The organism is Pseudoalteromonas sp. S1727 (assembly GCF_005886375.1).
GTDB lineage: Bacteria > Pseudomonadota > Gammaproteobacteria > Enterobacterales > Alteromonadaceae > Pseudoalteromonas > Pseudoalteromonas haloplanktis.
On sequence record NZ_PNDT01000028.1, the window covers coordinates 59,294 to 75,925 of the forward strand.

The 16,632-nt window shown below is 40.6% G+C and carries 14 protein-coding genes; 8 read left to right on the plus strand and 6 right to left on the minus strand.

The features are described 5' to 3' along the window. Positions 1–132 precede the first annotated feature (132 nt). From CWB85_RS08930 to CWB85_RS08955, 6 genes are all read left to right on the plus strand, one after another. On the plus strand, positions 133–1,545 hold the full coding sequence (locus CWB85_RS08930) for a glycerophosphodiester phosphodiesterase (RefSeq protein ID WP_138554674.1): 1,413 nt from the start codon (positions 133–135) through the stop codon (positions 1,543–1,545). A 12-nt stretch (positions 1,546–1,557) separates the two neighbouring features. Beyond that, positions 1,558–3,876: a carboxypeptidase-like regulatory domain-containing protein gene (locus tag CWB85_RS08935; RefSeq protein ID WP_138554675.1), complete on the plus strand. Its 2,319-nt coding sequence runs from the start codon at positions 1,558–1,560 to the stop codon at positions 3,874–3,876. A gap of 18 nt (positions 3,877–3,894) precedes the next feature. After that, a complete protein-coding gene (locus CWB85_RS08940; RefSeq protein WP_138554676.1) occupies positions 3,895–5,634 on the plus strand; it encodes a hypothetical protein in 1,740 nt (579 codons plus the stop codon). Positions 5,635–5,642: 8 nt separating this feature from the next. Beyond that, on the plus strand, positions 5,643–6,836 hold the full coding sequence (locus CWB85_RS08945) for an alkaline phosphatase family protein (protein ID WP_138554677.1): 1,194 nt from the start codon (positions 5,643–5,645) through the stop codon (positions 6,834–6,836). Positions 6,837–6,957: 121 nt separating this feature from the next. Then, on the plus strand, positions 6,958–8,115 hold the full coding sequence (locus tag CWB85_RS08950; RefSeq protein WP_138554678.1) for a benzoate/H(+) symporter BenE family transporter: 1,158 nt from the start codon (positions 6,958–6,960) through the stop codon (positions 8,113–8,115). Positions 8,116–8,241: 126 nt separating this feature from the next. Then, positions 8,242–9,732: a glycoside hydrolase family 19 protein gene (locus CWB85_RS08955; protein WP_138554679.1), complete on the plus strand. Its 1,491-nt coding sequence runs from the start codon at positions 8,242–8,244 to the stop codon at positions 9,730–9,732. Between the two features lie 43 nt (positions 9,733–9,775). Here CWB85_RS08955 and CWB85_RS08960 read toward each other — a convergent pair whose 3' ends face one another. From CWB85_RS08960 to CWB85_RS08985, 6 genes are all read right to left on the minus strand, one after another. Next, complete coding sequence (locus CWB85_RS08960; protein WP_138554680.1) at positions 9,776–10,810, minus strand: DUF2955 domain-containing protein; 1,035 nt, start codon at positions 10,808–10,810, stop codon at positions 9,776–9,778. 10 nt (positions 10,811–10,820) lie between these two features. Further along, positions 10,821–11,882, minus strand: coding sequence for an HlyD family secretion protein (locus CWB85_RS08965; RefSeq protein ID WP_016706510.1), 1,062 nt, complete (start codon positions 11,880–11,882; stop codon positions 10,821–10,823). A gap of 3 nt (positions 11,883–11,885) precedes the next feature. Continuing rightward, the gene (locus tag CWB85_RS08970) at positions 11,886–12,356 is read right to left on the minus strand and encodes a MarR family transcriptional regulator (protein WP_016706511.1); all 471 of its coding nucleotides are present in this window, start codon (positions 12,354–12,356) and stop codon (positions 11,886–11,888) included. 163 nt (positions 12,357–12,519) lie between these two features. Beyond that, positions 12,520–13,356 (minus strand): spermidine synthase, encoded by an 837-nt coding sequence (locus tag CWB85_RS08975; RefSeq protein ID WP_374954827.1) that lies wholly within the window; start codon positions 13,354–13,356, stop codon positions 12,520–12,522. A 49-nt stretch (positions 13,357–13,405) separates the two neighbouring features. After that, on the minus strand, positions 13,406–14,026 hold the full coding sequence (locus CWB85_RS08980; RefSeq protein WP_016706513.1) for a fused MFS/spermidine synthase: 621 nt from the start codon (positions 14,024–14,026) through the stop codon (positions 13,406–13,408). 220 nt (positions 14,027–14,246) lie between these two features. Beyond that, entirely contained in the window at positions 14,247–14,747 is a 501-nt protein-coding gene (locus tag CWB85_RS08985) for a lactoylglutathione lyase family protein (RefSeq protein WP_016706514.1), read from the minus strand. Positions 14,748–14,851: 104 nt separating this feature from the next. Here CWB85_RS08985 and CWB85_RS08990 point away from each other — a divergent pair, with 104 nt between their 5' ends. Both CWB85_RS08990 and CWB85_RS08995 read left to right on the plus strand, forming a co-directional pair. Continuing rightward, positions 14,852–15,727, plus strand: coding sequence for a LysR family transcriptional regulator (locus CWB85_RS08990; protein WP_138554681.1), 876 nt, complete (start codon positions 14,852–14,854; stop codon positions 15,725–15,727). A 72-nt stretch (positions 15,728–15,799) separates the two neighbouring features. Continuing rightward, a complete protein-coding gene (locus CWB85_RS08995; protein ID WP_138554682.1) occupies positions 15,800–16,249 on the plus strand; it encodes a GyrI-like domain-containing protein in 450 nt (149 codons plus the stop codon). Positions 16,250–16,632 lie beyond the last annotated feature (383 nt).

Sequence of the window (16,632 nt, forward strand, 5' to 3'; positions counted from 1 at the left end):
TATCATAAATGAAAACATTTGTGTTTATTTGAGTTATTACTTTAAAACTACCCACCCATTAATATATTATTCATTTTTCTTCATGTTGTTTTTCTTAATATAAGGACGGCCTTTCGGCTTATTTAATGCCCGATGCACATATTCTCTTATAAAAATTCACTCTTTTTTAGCTTCATTATTAGCTGCCTATTTTTAACTGCGTGCCAAAGTACCACGTCTGAACCCGCTCAAAAACTGACTATCACCGAAATTACGGCTACAAAAGCGCGTGCTGATGCGATTGCAGCAAGGGGATTTTACGAAACTGAAATTGGCAATATTAACTATATAGCACAGCGTCAATGTAGTGACTTTCAATTACAAAGCCATCGCGGCTCAATCAGATACCCTGAAAATTCAATTAATGCTGTTGTAGATGCTATTGATAATAACTTTGATGTGGTAGAAATTGATGTTCGAATAACCCGTGACGATGTCTGGGTTGTCCATCACGACGCACGCACAGGACGCGAAACCGGCACTATTGATAACAAACAACGCAAAATAGAATCCATTCGCTATGAAAAAGAATGGGGCTATTTACGGGAGCGAGATCAAGACTCAGGCATGCTAACCAGCAGTGTCCCCCCGTCATTTAAACAATTAGCAAGTGCCTTTTCAAGCGCGAGCAAACCCGGCCAAAAATTAAACATTGAAATAAAATCGCGTGCAGGGGTAGACGACCTAAAAATGCTTGATTACTTGGCGTTTAAATATTTAGGCTCTGATAATTACTTTTTTAGTAGCTTAGAAATGCGTAACTTGATTCGCATGAGAAATATTAACCCTGATATTTACTTAGCGTATATTCAATCACCAGCAAAAGCCTCACTGCAAAAACTAGCAGCCGATTTAAAAAAAGGCGCAGGAAGCGACCCTATTTATGAACGTAATAAAGAACAGCTTGAAAGTATACAAGCATATGGTAGCCGTCGACATCGAGTGACACGCTATGACAGTCCAGTCAGACTCGACAAACTTAAAAAGCAGTTAAAACGCAATTTTGGTTATGTACTTGATATTCGACATTATAGACAGTCAGCTAACACACTAAAATACGCAGCAAAACGAAGCGGCATTCCTATAGCTACATACTCTATCAATGGCCATGACTACCACGAAAAAACCTTACTAGCACAAAGTAAACAATATCGCCCTGACTCAGTCATTATTGATGATACCGTATATGGTTTTTGCTCTGTATTTGAATTACCCACTGTAAAGCCCCTTTACACCACAGATAGCAACGCTAAATTGATTGCCAGTATGCCCGCAGATCTCGACCTTGAACGTTTAGACGATTTAGCCAATTACGCGCAAAACAAACTTTACCCCGCTGTTGGCAACACGCTTAAATCAACCGCCACTGAATCTTATATTCCTAAAAAAACAGCCACTAAATCCGCTACGCCAGTACCAAACCTTGAAATTGGCAGCCGAGAAGCAGATGAAGCGTTTAATTTAGAAACCGACCCTGTTATTGAACTTGAATTACGTAAGAAATAATAAGCATATACAATGAAAACAAACATTAAACCTTTTTGGTGGCGCGCTTTATTACTCATTCTCGCCACTTTGTATTTAATTCCAGAAGCGATTTTTAACGCCCAATTGGTGTCCTTAGTGGGCCTTGGTACACCCGATGCTAAAGACTTAGAGCATTTAGAAATTTATGGTAGGGCAGTATCAGGAGTCGGTGTTGCGCTATTATTAGCCGACTTTTTACCAAAACCTATGGTGGCTAAATTTGGCCGCGGTATTATCTCATTTGTGGCGTTAGTGTGTTTAGTTTGGCCCGTGGTATTTTATGGTCAAAAATACCTAATTGAAAAAACATTAATTGAGCCATCAACAGCTGAACAACGACAATTTGCGACTTACAGCGCGGCGCTAAGAGATGCGCTAGCAATGAATACAATTAAGGTGAATGGCCTTGATTACGACTCTGCAAATTTACAAAGCTCAGAAAACCTCACCTTTTTAGCGCTTTTTGGTGGATTACTCTACAGCGATGCAGCGCTGTCAGACAATATTGAACAAGACAAGCGTAGAATTATCGCTGCATTTGTACAGAAAAAAGCATATCAAGACTTTGATAAACATTACCAGGATTATAGCCAGCTGTATGATGAGCTCGTGCAAAAGTACAAGGCGTATGCAAAAGGGAGTAAGCAATATAACCATACCTTAGCCACCATCAATGAACGCGAGCAAGGTTACTGGCAGCAAGTTGAGCAAGAAATTAACGATGGCTGGGGGCAATATCAAAAGGCGCAAAAAGCGCACATTGCGAAAGCCTCTGCACGGGCACAAAAATATGGCCCTAAAATTTATGACTACCACAAGCGGATAAACAAATGCAGCGATCGCTATGATAAAAGTAGCGAAAGAGATCGTAAAAACCGTTGTTATGAACGTGCAAATGCAGATTATAGAAGCGATATTTTAAAAGCTGGATTAGGCTACATCGAGCCTGACTATTGGCTGATTGTTGAAGACATTTCAATGACCGAAAATACCGCAAACAGCATTTTAATGGGTGTATTAACAGGGGGAGTTTATACCGCTTTGCAAGCAGCAAGCCTTGCAGTAGGTGGCGACGGCGGAATAAAAGATAAGCGCTATAAGTACACCGACGATCCTGATCATTATCAAGTGCGCTTTTTACAACACCCTAATTTTCATCGCATGTTTGAAAAAGAAACAGGGTATCCATTTACTATAGATAATTTGATGGTTTTTCGAAGCCATGAAACCACCGCTAAAAAACTGCGTGCTCACTTTAAAAGCAAAGGCTTAAACTTACCTGATAATTGGACCATTGCACAACGTACAACGTTTGCAGCCGCTGTACATACCAAGGTTACCGCCCAAGCTAACGCCAAATGGCGCCAAGAAATGGCCCAACGGGGTTTATCTCTCGAGCCCAATTTAAGCTGGGTGCAATTTCAATTACACCCACAAATCCAGTCACGTATTGCAGATAGAATGGGGGATCTTTATGTTAAGAATATTCGCGCAGACTGGAACAAAAAAAGCTTTAAAGAGCATGTGCTTGACCCAAACATAGCAAAACGTACAGACAAATATATGGCGATGTTAAACAGCTCAGAAGGAAAATTTGCTGACGGTGGTGAGTTTGCTCAATACGGTAAACAAGCACTACGCTCTGTGATTATTCCGCCCATTTCAATGTCACTCTCATTATTTTTGATCTGCTTAACATTCAGTAAGTTGCCATTAAAACTTTGGCAGCTCATTAAACCTCAGGAACAAAAACCGCGCTTTTCTGCGCTTACTCTTTTGCAAAAGTTGCTAATGCCAGCGCTTATTTTAATTATACCTGTGATGTTTGTAGCCAATAGCTTTACTAAAGATACCCAAAGCCCTGTTAATTACTTTTTAGAAAAAGTAGAAGAGTCAAGCAACCCGGTATTTAGTTTTGCCATTCGTTGGACCCTACACGCTCAGCCTTTACTGCATCCGCTAGGATTAAAGTTTGAAGAATACTTTAATATTTACCAACGCTTTAGCCCCCTTAGTCATACGCTAGCAAGTATTGATATTTTACGACATGACACTGCCAACTTAAGCGCTGAGCAACAACAAAAACGAAACGATGTGATGAGCCAAAAAACAAAGTTAACGGTACAAAGTAATGCCGCCGACTTTACAGTGCGTATTATGAATATTGGCCCTAAATATCAGCCTGGGATCAGTTTAAAAACAGGTAGCTATGATATTCAAGTTTCAGCACCGGGCTATAAAACTTATCGCCGCTGGCATCAGCTTGATGCAGGTGAGCAACAGTTAACAATCAACCTTACTCGTCAGTAAATTCACTAAGAGATTAATATGCAACATTGCCAGCAAGCTATTTATGTAACCGATAATCATTGTGCTGATTGTGGAGAAAAACTTAATGAAAAACCTCAACTGTTATCAGTTGAAGACATTCACCCTGGGGTTTTAGATAAACTGAAAAAGATTTCACCGGATGCTCAAATGCTTACCGGTATTATCAAGTCGATGTTTTACTATAAACGCCAATATAAAAACGCTAACGATAATATGCTGTACGGGTTTTGGTGGTTAGAAGTTGAAGACAAAAATGGTGTTATGCATCAATTTAATATCGATGCCGAAAAAGAAATTCTAGCTGACTTGAAAAAAGGCGACACGATTACCGTATTCCAACCAACTCAGCTTTTTTTAACTCATAAGATAGCGACAAAAGAAGCAAAGCGTAAAGTCCTAAATAATGACTTTTATCCAATCGTCACTGCGCATTTTGCAAGTAGCCAACGCCGAAGCTGGGATAGTGCAGTGAATGATAAGTATCAGGGCAGCACGGGTTTGTGGTTTATAATTAGCCTTGTCATGATGATCGGTTTACTGTGTTTTACTGAGCTTGAATTTCTCCACGCCACGTTATTAACTCTACCAGTGCTCATTGGTATACTGTTCATGGAAATAAGGCGTAATAAAAAAGAAAAACTAAAAAAATATACATTCTATAATTACGCGAAAGAAGTTGCTGAGCAAATTTTATCTACCAGTAAACATCAACTGGGCTACGATAGGCTATCTCGTGCCCACACTAATGCAGATATAATGTGTAGTGGTTGTCAAAAACGTATAAGTAGTGAGGCTCTGCACTGTTATGAATGCGGTGAAAAACAACCACACAACACGAGTGACTCGCCTGAAAAAACAGCTCACTTGTCCAGCAATAATGAACACGTAGCTCACGTTACTAAACCTTCGTCTATTGCAGAGCTTGAAACAGAGCTAATGCGTGAATTTAGCAGCGAGTATAATAATACCTATACACATAAGAATATATTGGGGCGCAACGAGTCAGGTAAAATATTCCATCAAACGATGCTCGGTAAAGTAATCGATAAATCTCAAGACGCTAAAAGTTCACAATCAGAACGTACAGTAACGAGAACTTACACCACTGAGACATACCGTGGTGGTGTGCATGTAGACACGAATGAAACCGTACACACGGACACATACAGAAATAGGCACACCTCTTTGAGCGGAGAGTTAACCCTATCAACAGCAAGCGGAAAAATTTATACATTAAATGCGAGTGAAGATATTATTGGCTCGGTTGATTTAGGTGATTGGATTTTTTATGCCTACAGCAACTTGGAAACAACGCATTACAACGAGCGTTACCGGGAGTATTGTCATAACATAACTAAGCAACTTAATTATCAATCAAGCTCTGTGACTGAATTTAGCATGAGTAAAGGTGTGGGTTTAACTATACTACTGGGTATTATCGCAGCCGCTTGCACAGCATATTTTGAACCACGAGATTACTTTCGCGCAATGAAAGAATTTTTACCCGCCAATACTCTTTGGCAACTCGAGCAATATCCATTTATTTTAGATAACATTCACTTTTTCCCTATTGCGTTATTTTGTTTATTTATCCTGCTCGTAGCGCCGATTGCGACAATATACGCCATGATTAATTCGTCGAGATTGGGCCGAAGTGTTAGTAAGTTGAAAAAAATGATTAGTAAGTTTCAGCGAGAATACGAGAGCGTCGCTCAGCGGATCAACAAACTTAACTAGGAAAGCTCATGCACATATTACGTTTAATTTTTGTTTTTATAACCCTCACCAGCCTAAATTTAAAAGCGAGTGAGGAACAGTCCGTGGTGCTCATTTCTCTTGATGGCTTTCGCTGGGATTACATCGAAAAGCACGGTGCAAAAAACCTGAATAGAATTGCTAAGCAGGGCGTGCGTGGCAGCAAAATGCGCCCTGTTTATCCAACCAAAACCTTTCCTAATCACCTTTCTATCATCACTGGCTTATTACCAATAAATCATGGCGTTGTTGATAACCGCTTTTGCGACACCAAGCGCGGTGAATGCTACAGCATGGGTAAGGGCAAAGACGACAGCACTTGGTTTAACGGCATTCCACTGTGGAATTTAGCGTCAATGCAAGGCTTAAAATCAGCCACTTATTTTTGGCCAGAATCAGATGCCCGCTTTAATGGCATGACGCCTGATTACTATTACCACTACTCAAAACACAGTGACTATCAACATAGAATTGACCAAATAATACAATGGTTAGCACTGCCAAAAGCACAGCGACCTCGTTTAGTGATCAGTTATTTTTCATTAGTTGATAGTATGGGCCATGAGTTTGGCCCAGATGCCCTGCAAACAAAACAAGCTGTGCACGAAGTAGATGCGTTAATGGGGCAGTTACAGCAACGCCTTGCTGAACTTGAGCAAAATATTAATCTAGTGATTGTCTCTGATCATGGTATGAGCTCTGTTGGACCAAATCAAAGTATCGCCATCAGCAGCTTACCTAAAGATGACAAGTTTATGGTAAAAAATACGGGCCCTCGGGTGTTAATTTACGCCAATGAGAGCACCACAGCAGATGATATAACTGCATATAAAGAGCGTTTAAGTAAAGCTGCAAAAGGACGCTATAGTGTGCTTAGTGATGCACAGCGAGCTGCGTACCACTATGAAAATAATGGCCGCACTGGTGATATCATTTTACAAACCACGGCACCTAAAGCGTTTTCTAACTCAGGAAAAGTAAGTTACTTAGGCACTCACGGGTATGCATATAACGATGATATGGCGGCAATATTTATCGCTCAAGGACCCGCATTGCAACAAGGTTTAGTACTTGATGAGGTCAATAACCTCGACGTCTACCCATTAATAGCCAACATACTCGGCATTAAATTACTGGGCAAAATAGACAGCGACGGTAAAACATTATGGCCTGCAATTAAATAACAGTTATGCAATCTAAATGGTGATGAAATTTAGACCTTAGTCATAGTTTAGCATTTGTACCTAGCAGTCCAATAAGATCCATGTATTAATGGGTACATATCACCCTATTATAAGGCATTCCATGCACCTATCAGATCAATTATTAAATCGTGCTACCGCAGGATTAGTGGCTGTGATCATCGGCTTTACCAGCTCAATCGCATTAATCTATCAAGTTGTTATTGTGCTTGGTGGCACTGCTGACTTGGTCGCAAGCTGGGTATTAATGCTTGGTCTTGCAATGGGGGTTACATCCATTGGCCTTTCGTATTATTACAAAATACCGATATTGATTGCTTGGTCGACCACAGGGGCTGCGCTATTAATAACCAGCGCTCAAGGCTATAGTTTAAACCAAGCTGTAGGCGCTTTTATGTTTAGTGCATTGCTGGTGTTTATCTCTGGTATTACTGGTTGGTTTGAAAAAATAATGCAGCGCATTCCTAGTCAGTTAGCCTGTGCAATGCTTGCTGGAGTACTGGTCACCTTTGGTATCGATGTATTTAATTTTATGGCCGAAAAACCGTTATTAATCGGTGTTATGGTGCTGGTTTATCTACTGAGTAAACGCTTAATGCCACGCTTTACTATGCTAATAGTATTAATTGCAGGGTTTGTTATGGCAGGTGCCACAGGGCAAATAGATACCAGCAGCTGGCAATGGAAAATGAGTGAATTTGCTTTTATTAGTCCTGAATTTAATTTGCAAGCGATGATCAGCATCGGCATTCCGCTTTATATTGTCACAATGACCTCGCAAAACCTGCCAGGCATTGCTGTACTCAAGGCACATAACTACCCGGCACCAGTGTCAGCGTCTTTAAACGTAACGGGTTTAACCAATATTATAATCGCCCCGTTTGGTGGCTACGCCATTAACTTAGCTGCAATTACCGCAGCAATTTGTATGAGTGACGACGCAGATAGAGATCCAGCCAAACGCTATTGGGCGAGCATTGCCGGAGGTGTTTTTTATATCCTGATGGCAATTGGTGCAGCGACATTAGTAGGGTTAGTAGCAAGCTTACCGCAAGCCTTAATTTTAGCATTGGCGGGTATTGCGCTGTTCACTACGATTGCTTCAAGCCTCCAGCAGGCATTATCAGACAGTTATTATACTGAATCAGCTATGATCACTTTTTTAGTTACAGCGTCTGATCTTACAATGTTTTCTGTTGGCTCAGCATTTTGGGGAATATTAGCTGGCGCACTAACGCTGTGGCTAATTCCACGTAAATAAATGCCAAGCATTACCAAGCAACTTTTAAATTATTTGTTTATTATGTTAATTGATCGTTAAGTTTATTTGTGCCTATAATGGAAATTCATTGATAAAGTATCGTATAACCCTATTTTAGGATCACTGATGAATTTTAATAAATCGATTATCTGCGTCGCGATGACAGCGCTGTCCATAGTATCTTGGCAAAGTCATGCTGCTGAAATTTGGCAAACAAGTAAATCATATGCTGGCGGGAGTGAAGTTTGCTACGCAAGTACACTATATAAAGCAAAATGGTGGGCAAATCCAGGTGAGGAACCCGGTGCTACGCAATGGGGAGCCTGGGCTGTGCAACTAGATTCAACTCCTTGTACTACGAGTATTGAGCCGCCGATTGACCCTCCCACAGAGCCTCCTGTTGAACCACCTACTGAGCCCCCAGTTGAACCCCCCGTCACTCCGCCATCTGGCGACCCATATGAAACAGGCGTCACGATTAATCCAAACGGGGGTTACTTTATTGATGCTGCGATAGTCGCTGATACTGAGCAGCAAAAAACCTCATCGCCCTTATTCAGCAAGGTCAAAAACACCATACGAAAGCTTGATAACACGAGTGTTGAAGCGGTCACCCCACTTCGTGCAGCAAACCCTGCCAATGTAAAACGTTTGGAGCAAATTCTTGATCAAGCAAGTTTTGAGTTTTTGTTCCCAGATCGTGCGCCAGAATATACATATCGCAAATTTTTACAAGCAGTGGCTAAATTCCCCGCCTTTTGTGATGACTATGAAACAGAGCAAAAAGCAGAAGCTGTGTGTCGAAAAGCATTAGCGACTATGTTCGCGCATTTCACTCAAGAAACAGGAGGCCACGACCCACATTCAGCCATCCCGCAATGGCGTCAAGGTTTGTACTTTATTCGCGAAGCTGGGTGTAGCGAAACAAGTGCTGGTTGTGGTTACAATAATTCATGCACACCTTCAACATGGCAAGGACAAACCTGGCCCTGTGGCACCGATGAGCAAGGCTTATACTTAAAATACTTTGGCCGAGGAGCCAAGCAGCTGTCATATAACTACAACTATGGGCCGTTCTCAGATGCTATGTTCTCCGATGTTAGTGTATTACTTAACGACCCTGAACTCGTCGCTGATACTTGGCTAAATTTAGCCTCAGCGGTATTCTTTTTTGTTTACCCGCAACCACCAAAGCCTGACATGATGTCGGTTATTGATGGTTCATGGGTGCCTAATGAAGCAGATACAGCTCGCGGCATTAGCCCAGGCTTTGGCGCAACAATTAATATCATTAATGGCGGTATAGAATGCGGCCATGGCTATGACAAACCTCAAGCACTTAATCGTATTGCCTATTACGAGCAGTTTGCTGCGTATTTAAATGTGCCTATCGAAACAAACGAAGTACTTAATTGTAGCAATCAAGATAGCTTTACGAACGATGGCTCCGGAGCCCTAAATATCCATTGGGACGAAGATTGGACATGGCAGCAGTATCGCCCAGATGGTAAGAGCTTTGAATGTAAACTCGTGCCGTATCAAACGCCTTACTTTGCCCTTAGCGAAGGCGCTTACAGCCGGTGTGTTGAAGATAAATTTGACGCAACCGTAAAATAAACTCTCGATTATTAAGCGTAGCTTTTTTGCTAACGCTACGCTTTTAATCAAAGGTATGGTGGCGTGTAACGCTAAACCGGTTCAAAATATGGTGCATAATATACACCGCGCACAAGCTTATCAAAATAGCTACGGATACTGACGAAAAACGATACAAAGCACTATAAACTAAGTCTTGCCCTGGGCCGAGTGATTGACCAAACAAAATGCCAAATGTGGTGATCACACCAAAACCAACACCGGGAATTCCACCGGCAATAATATGATAGCGGCTAAAAATAAAAGTCAAAATCCATAAGATTAGCGCAGGGAATAACAAAATATCAGTATGATTATACAAAAACAATTGCGAAACTAAGGCCAAATTACAACCAATAAGCGTACCGATAGCACGTTGCCAACCCGCCATACCTGCAGCTTTCCAACATAGTGGAAACAAAATTAAAATAGAGGCGGCTTGCGCTGAAATTGAATCTTGTAAATCAAACACCTGAAAAAGCACAAATGATAAAGTAGCCACCGTGGCACATAACAACACTTCATGGCGTACGCTTTCGACCGCTTTTGTTGGCATTACCCGAGCCGGTCGCGGTGCAACATCAGGAAACACAAAATGCATTAATACCGCAGCCAATACCGTAACGACTACCGCAACACCGTTACTTATGATCAGCGGGTAAATACTCGTGCCACTACTAACATAACTCGAAAAGTGCAATTGAATAGACAAACTCACCACACTCAAAGCCCCAAACAAAAAATTTGCCCCACGGCTCATCTGATAGAACAAAAAGGCAAACGCTAAAAAGCAAAGTAAGGTCATCACCACAGGCAAATGTGAAAATAAGCCTTGTAAAACGAGTACAAAAACGGCACTAAAAGCGGCACTGGCAAAAAACTGGCGAATGATATGGGCATTTAATATGGGCACTAAGCCAAGTAATAGCATTGGGTATACAGTAAAAAAGATGCCATTAGGCCAGTTCATCAGCTTACATAAGCTAAAACCTAGTGCGCTACCGCCAGCGATTCGAAGTGCTTGGCGTAAACCATTTTTATCAAGCGAAGGAACCGACATTCTGCCTCCCTTAGTAAATGAAGTGCAGCAAGCTTATAAAGCGAATTTGCGCACTCGCACACCACTGTCCAATGCTTGACTCAGGCAGTAACTGCACTGTTGCTCGTGCGCCACTGGGCAACTTGCTTAGTAATTGCGGTTCATCTAACTTAATGTGGATACGCTGACGCTGCGCATCTCTTACCCAACGGTTGCTGTTTTCAGTACTGCTTAATAGACCATTCGCACTTATTTGCCCATCACTTACACCTGCTTCAAATGAGCTAATCACACCATCGAACACTTGACCAGGTAAAGCATCAAAGGTCACTTTTGCGGCACTTTTTAGACCAAAGTTGGTTAATGACTTTTCTCGAAAATCAGCCACCAAGTCGGCTTTGTTTGCGACAATCGCTAACATAGGCTGGCCTTTATTAGCATATGTGCCGCTATTAACTTGTAAGTTAGCCACTTTGCCATCTATATCGGCGCTGACTTTACTATAAGACAGATTCAACTTTGCTTGCGCTAATAAGTTTTTAGCATGGCGAAGTGCAAGATTGTCATCTCCGCGTTGGCCCCGTGCTAACTTTGCTTCTGTTAATTGCGCTTCAATGGCAGCAACATTGGCTTTACTTGACTGATAATTAGCACTGATAGTTTCATATTCCTGCTCGGATATTGAACGTTTTTTAAGTAATGATTCGCTTCGATCAAATAGCAATTCTTGCTCATGTAACTTCGCATTAGCCGCTGCTAGCTGCGCCTCAATCGCTTTAACACTGCTATCAAAGCGCTGATTTTGTAGTTGCGCATCGGCATAGGTTAATTGCGCTTGTTCAACCGCTAATTCAAAAGGAGCGGGTTCAATTAAAAACAGTGCCTCACCACTTTTCACAGCTTGGTTATTATTAACCAAGACTTTGTTTACACGGCCACTTACTTGCGGCGTCACTTGTATTACCGGGTGATAAACACGCGCTTGAGGAGTTACCGGTAAATACATATCTGCAATCACAAAATACGCAAAAAGTAAGATAAACCCAACAAGTGATATTTTCACATAACGGGCAAATTTTTGGTCTGGCGTCATTATTTATTTCTCTTCATTTAAACGTGTTAAACAACGACGCGCATTTTCTTCCATTTGCACAAGCCCATAAGCCATCATATCTAATTGCTCATTGCTTAGTCCTGCGTATAACTGTTGCTTAACGTCAGTGATCAATACTTTAAGTGTGCTTAGCAATTGCTCACCTTGTTCGGTGAAATAAATTTTCCGACTACGTTTATCGTCCTCATCTACGCGTCGAATAATTAACTGTTGTTGCTCAAGTTGCTTAACCGTACGGGTGAGCGAAGGCATCTCAATACCTAAACTGTGGGCTAGCTGCTGTTGTGTAGCGCCATCAGGTAAGTGGTTTATATGGATCATCGCGGTCCAACGAGATTGCGTTAATCCCAAATGCTCCACAGCTGCTGTTACAGCTTCCCGGCACAAACGATGCACACGGCCCATGTTACCGCACAAAGATAAATCTAAAGTTTCATGAAATGGTAAAGACATAACCACCCTTTATAGTTAGCATGCTAACTAGTTTAACATTACTTAGCTTGCTAAGTAAATATTGCGTTAGTCATCATTGTTTATAAATAGGGTAGTGCAGTTACCATAAAGCACATAAATATTTGACTATAATGGCCAACTAAGTGGCCATTACATATAGATACTAAAAGTTGAGTAAGTTAGCAGGGGAGTACTGGTCGGTAAGTACTTTGGTATCAGCAGGCCAATCTTGATTATTCTTAGTCGATTTCATTCCTTGGCTAATAGCTTTAATATCAATGTTATATGGTGATAATAACGGGGTTAGTTTTTCAATGCGTTGTGCAATTTCTTGCGTTGTTGGAGGTGCTTTAAAACCCGCTAAAATGATTCTGTTGCTGTTTTTTTCCGTTGTCACATTGATGAAATCACCAAACACGGCATGATAGGTCGCGGATTCATGTTGGTAGAGCTTGCTTGAAGAAAATGTGTTTGCAGCAATGATACCGTTAGGAGCCAATACACTTTTTATTTCGTCAAAAAACTCTTTGGTTAGAAGGTGCTCGGGTATGTAATCACCATTAAACGCATCAAGAATGATCCAATCATATTGCTCCTTTTTAATCGCTGCCCGCTTTATAAAAATACGCCCATCTTGTACTTTTGCAGTGACTTTCTCGGTTTCGATAAAATCAAAATAATCTCGTGCAACTTTAATTACTGCAGGGTCTATTTCAACGTTTTCTATACTTGCTTGGGGATAAAGTTGGTGTATTACATTAGAAAGCGTGCCGCCGCCAAGACCAATGATCAGTACATTTTGTGGGTTGTCTATCATTAATAAACTAGCAAATGTGAGTTTAGTGTAATTGAAAACCAATTCTTTTGGTTTACTAACATACATGCAACTTTGACTGCTTGTACGCGTTTTTTCGTCAAACTTTAAACAGCGTAAATCACCATTTTCTTCCACTAAAATATTACGATAGAGTGAACGTTCCTTATGAATAATATCAGCCATTGTCGGCGCACTTGCGAATAAAGCTAAAACCGCAATTAGGTGAAAGTAATTACGCATAAACAGCTTCCTTCTTAGTGACGGAATCAACCACAATGGCTAATAAACCTAAACACCCTATAAAGCTCGCAAACCCGATAATTATGGTGTTTACATCGAACGCCAGCACCATGTAAAACGAAGTAATGATAGTACCTAGAGCGCTTCCCAATGTGCTTACAAAGTATAAGCCGCCAGCTACTTGGCCGCTACGTTCGCTGTCGGTTACTAATAAACGCACCGAGTAGGGTGAGATCATGCCTAAAATAATGGTTGGAATAAAAAATAGCGCGGTAGAAGCAAGTAGTGAGCCGTAGCGGCTATCCTCAACGTGGGTAAAAATGAACTCCATAATAGGCTCTGCAAACAGCGCTATCGGCAGCACCATAATGCTTGCCACTAAAAAAATAAGACCGTATTTGGTTAACGAAGGTTGTTTAATCGACAGTTTACCGCCAAGTAAATAACCAAACGATAAACTAAGCATAAAGACGGTAATTATACTGCCCCAAATGTGTACACTACTACCAAAGTAAGGCGCTAAAATACGCCCACCGAGTAGCTCGATCCCCATAATGCTAAAGCCACTGCTAAAAGCTAATAAATAAATTAATGCGTTGGTTTTATTTAACATTCATTCTAGTTCTTGTTGTTTAATATATACCTCATCTTATCGTGATGAATAAAAGCTGGCTAGCTTTTATACTGTAAAGGGCGTTTACAGATAGTGCTAACCACTGCCAATTCAAACTACATGAATCAATAACAACAAAAAGCATTTTAAAATAATAAGGGTTAAATTTACGTATCAAAAAAACAATAATGCAGCCCAATGGACTGCATTATAAATTACTTTAATAAGCACCGTCGCTATAAGTTAATTCATAGCTGTGGCTATAAATTTCAAGGATATTACCAAATGGGTCTTCCATATAAATCATGCGATATGGTTTTTCACCTGGGTAATAGTAACGCGGCTCAGCCATGCGCTTTTTACCGCCAGCTTCAACAATGCGCTCTGCTAACTCTTCTACATTAGGATCTTGAACACAAAAGTGGAAGATGCCTGTTTTCCAGTATTCGAAATTATCGTCTGGGTTTTGCTGATTTTTAAACTCAAAAATTTCAACCCCTATACGGTCGCCAGTTGATAAATGCGCGATTCGAAACTTATCCCAACCTGCACCAAATACATCCGTACACATTTCGCCTATTGGGCTCTTATCTTCTGCTATCTCAGTTGGTTTCATTATCAAATACCAACCTAAAACTTGCGTGTAAAACTCAACTGCCTTATCTAGATCAGGGACTGAAATACCAATATGTGAAAAATTACGTGGGTAAACGTTACTCATAACCTGTGCTCCTGTTGCATCATGATTTGTTTGAGTACTTACTTTACGAACTATAAATCATTAAGTAAAATTATCATTACTCATAATTATAAGTACGTTTTGTAATGATAAATCCAGCTTGGTTAAATACGTTTTGTACACTTGTTGAAGTTAACCACTTTACTCGCACCAGCGAACGCTTGTTTATGACGCAATCAGGTGTGAGCCAACATATAAAAAAACTAGAGCAGCAACTAGACTGTCAACTCCTTGAGCGTCACGGAAAGCAATTTACCCTAACAGCTCAAGGGCAAAGCCTATATCAAAGGGGCAGTCGGCTACTCAAAGACTGGCAATTTCTAGAGCAAGAGTTACATAACGACTCGCCATATAGCGGTGATGTTAAAGTGCAATCGCCGGGGAGTTGTGGGTTAAAGTTTTATGATCAGCTATTAAATTTACAAGCGACTCATAACAACCTCAGTATAGATTATCGTTTTGCACCAAACGAAAGCGTAGAACAGGCAGTTGCCAATCACAATGCCGATATAGGATTTTTAACTCAAGCGCCAACACGTAGCGAGATCACCAGCCACAAACTAGGGCAAGAGGAACTATTATTAGTCACACCAGCAGGTTACCCTACTCCAAACTGGCAAACATTGTGTGAACTCGGTTTTATCGGTCATCCTGATGCTAAACATCATGCACAATTATTGTTAAGTGAAAACTATCCGGAGTTTGAACATATTAATCAAATAAAACGTACTGGTTTTTCTAATCAGATTAGTTTAATTCTCGAACCTGTAAGCCTAGGACTCGGCTTCACTGTTTTACCCGCTCATGCAGTGGGGGCATTTAATAAACCTGAGCAAATAAAAATTCATCACTTAGCAAACCCAATTAGTGAGTCTATTTATGTATGCCATCATCGTAATCGGCCGTTAGCAAAACGTATGCATACAGTGATAGATACCATAAAATCAATAAACAGTATTTAAGTCGATAAATTAAACCTTTAAAGCAATTTCTGTTAAGTTAACCTGTGAACTCACATATAAAGGAAAGTCGGTATGCAGTTAAAACAGCTTGAAAGTAAGACCTTAACAGGCCTAAGAATCAGAACATGTAATGCCAATGAAATGAACACCGACACAGCTAAAATAGCCGGTTTATGGCAAAAATTTACAGAGCAATACGGCGCTAAACTAACAGCGAAAACCCATGTTTATGGTGTGTACACTAATTACGAAACAGATATGACTGGTGACTTTGATGTGATTGCTTGCTGCAATGACTCAAGCATTAAAGTTACAAACTCAATTGAAGTTACCACAGCACCGGGGGCATATTTAGTGTTTTACGCTACAGGTGACATGCCCGATACCGTAATCGATTTGTGGGGAGAGATCTGGCAATACTTTAGTTCTGATGATTGTAAATATACTCGAACTTACAACTGCGACTATGAATACTATAAAAGCGCCAATGAGGTTGAAATAGCCATAGCAATTGCTGAATAAATATTGAATTTAGAATACTGTAACGTTAACTGCTTTGGAGTGGATGAAAATTTAGACATTCATCCCTCCTGACCCCACCTTCTATGAAAAAACGAACAGAAAGAGCAATCGAGTAAATAACCGCATAGCTTGAAAACGACGCAAAAAGCCCCCTTAAAATAAAAAAGAAAAATAAATAAAGCTTGTTATGTAGTTTCAGTTACTGTTATCCTGCTTCGCATCGGGTTGATAGAAAGCCCTGTTTATTTGTACGTACCACGTTGTTATTAGTAATAATCCTTCGCGTTATCCTCAGTTAAATACTTGTTTTCTTCCTGCTAAATTGCCCAATTTTAGGCACATTTTTATTAATTCTTAGGATATTATTATGTCGACTACTACAA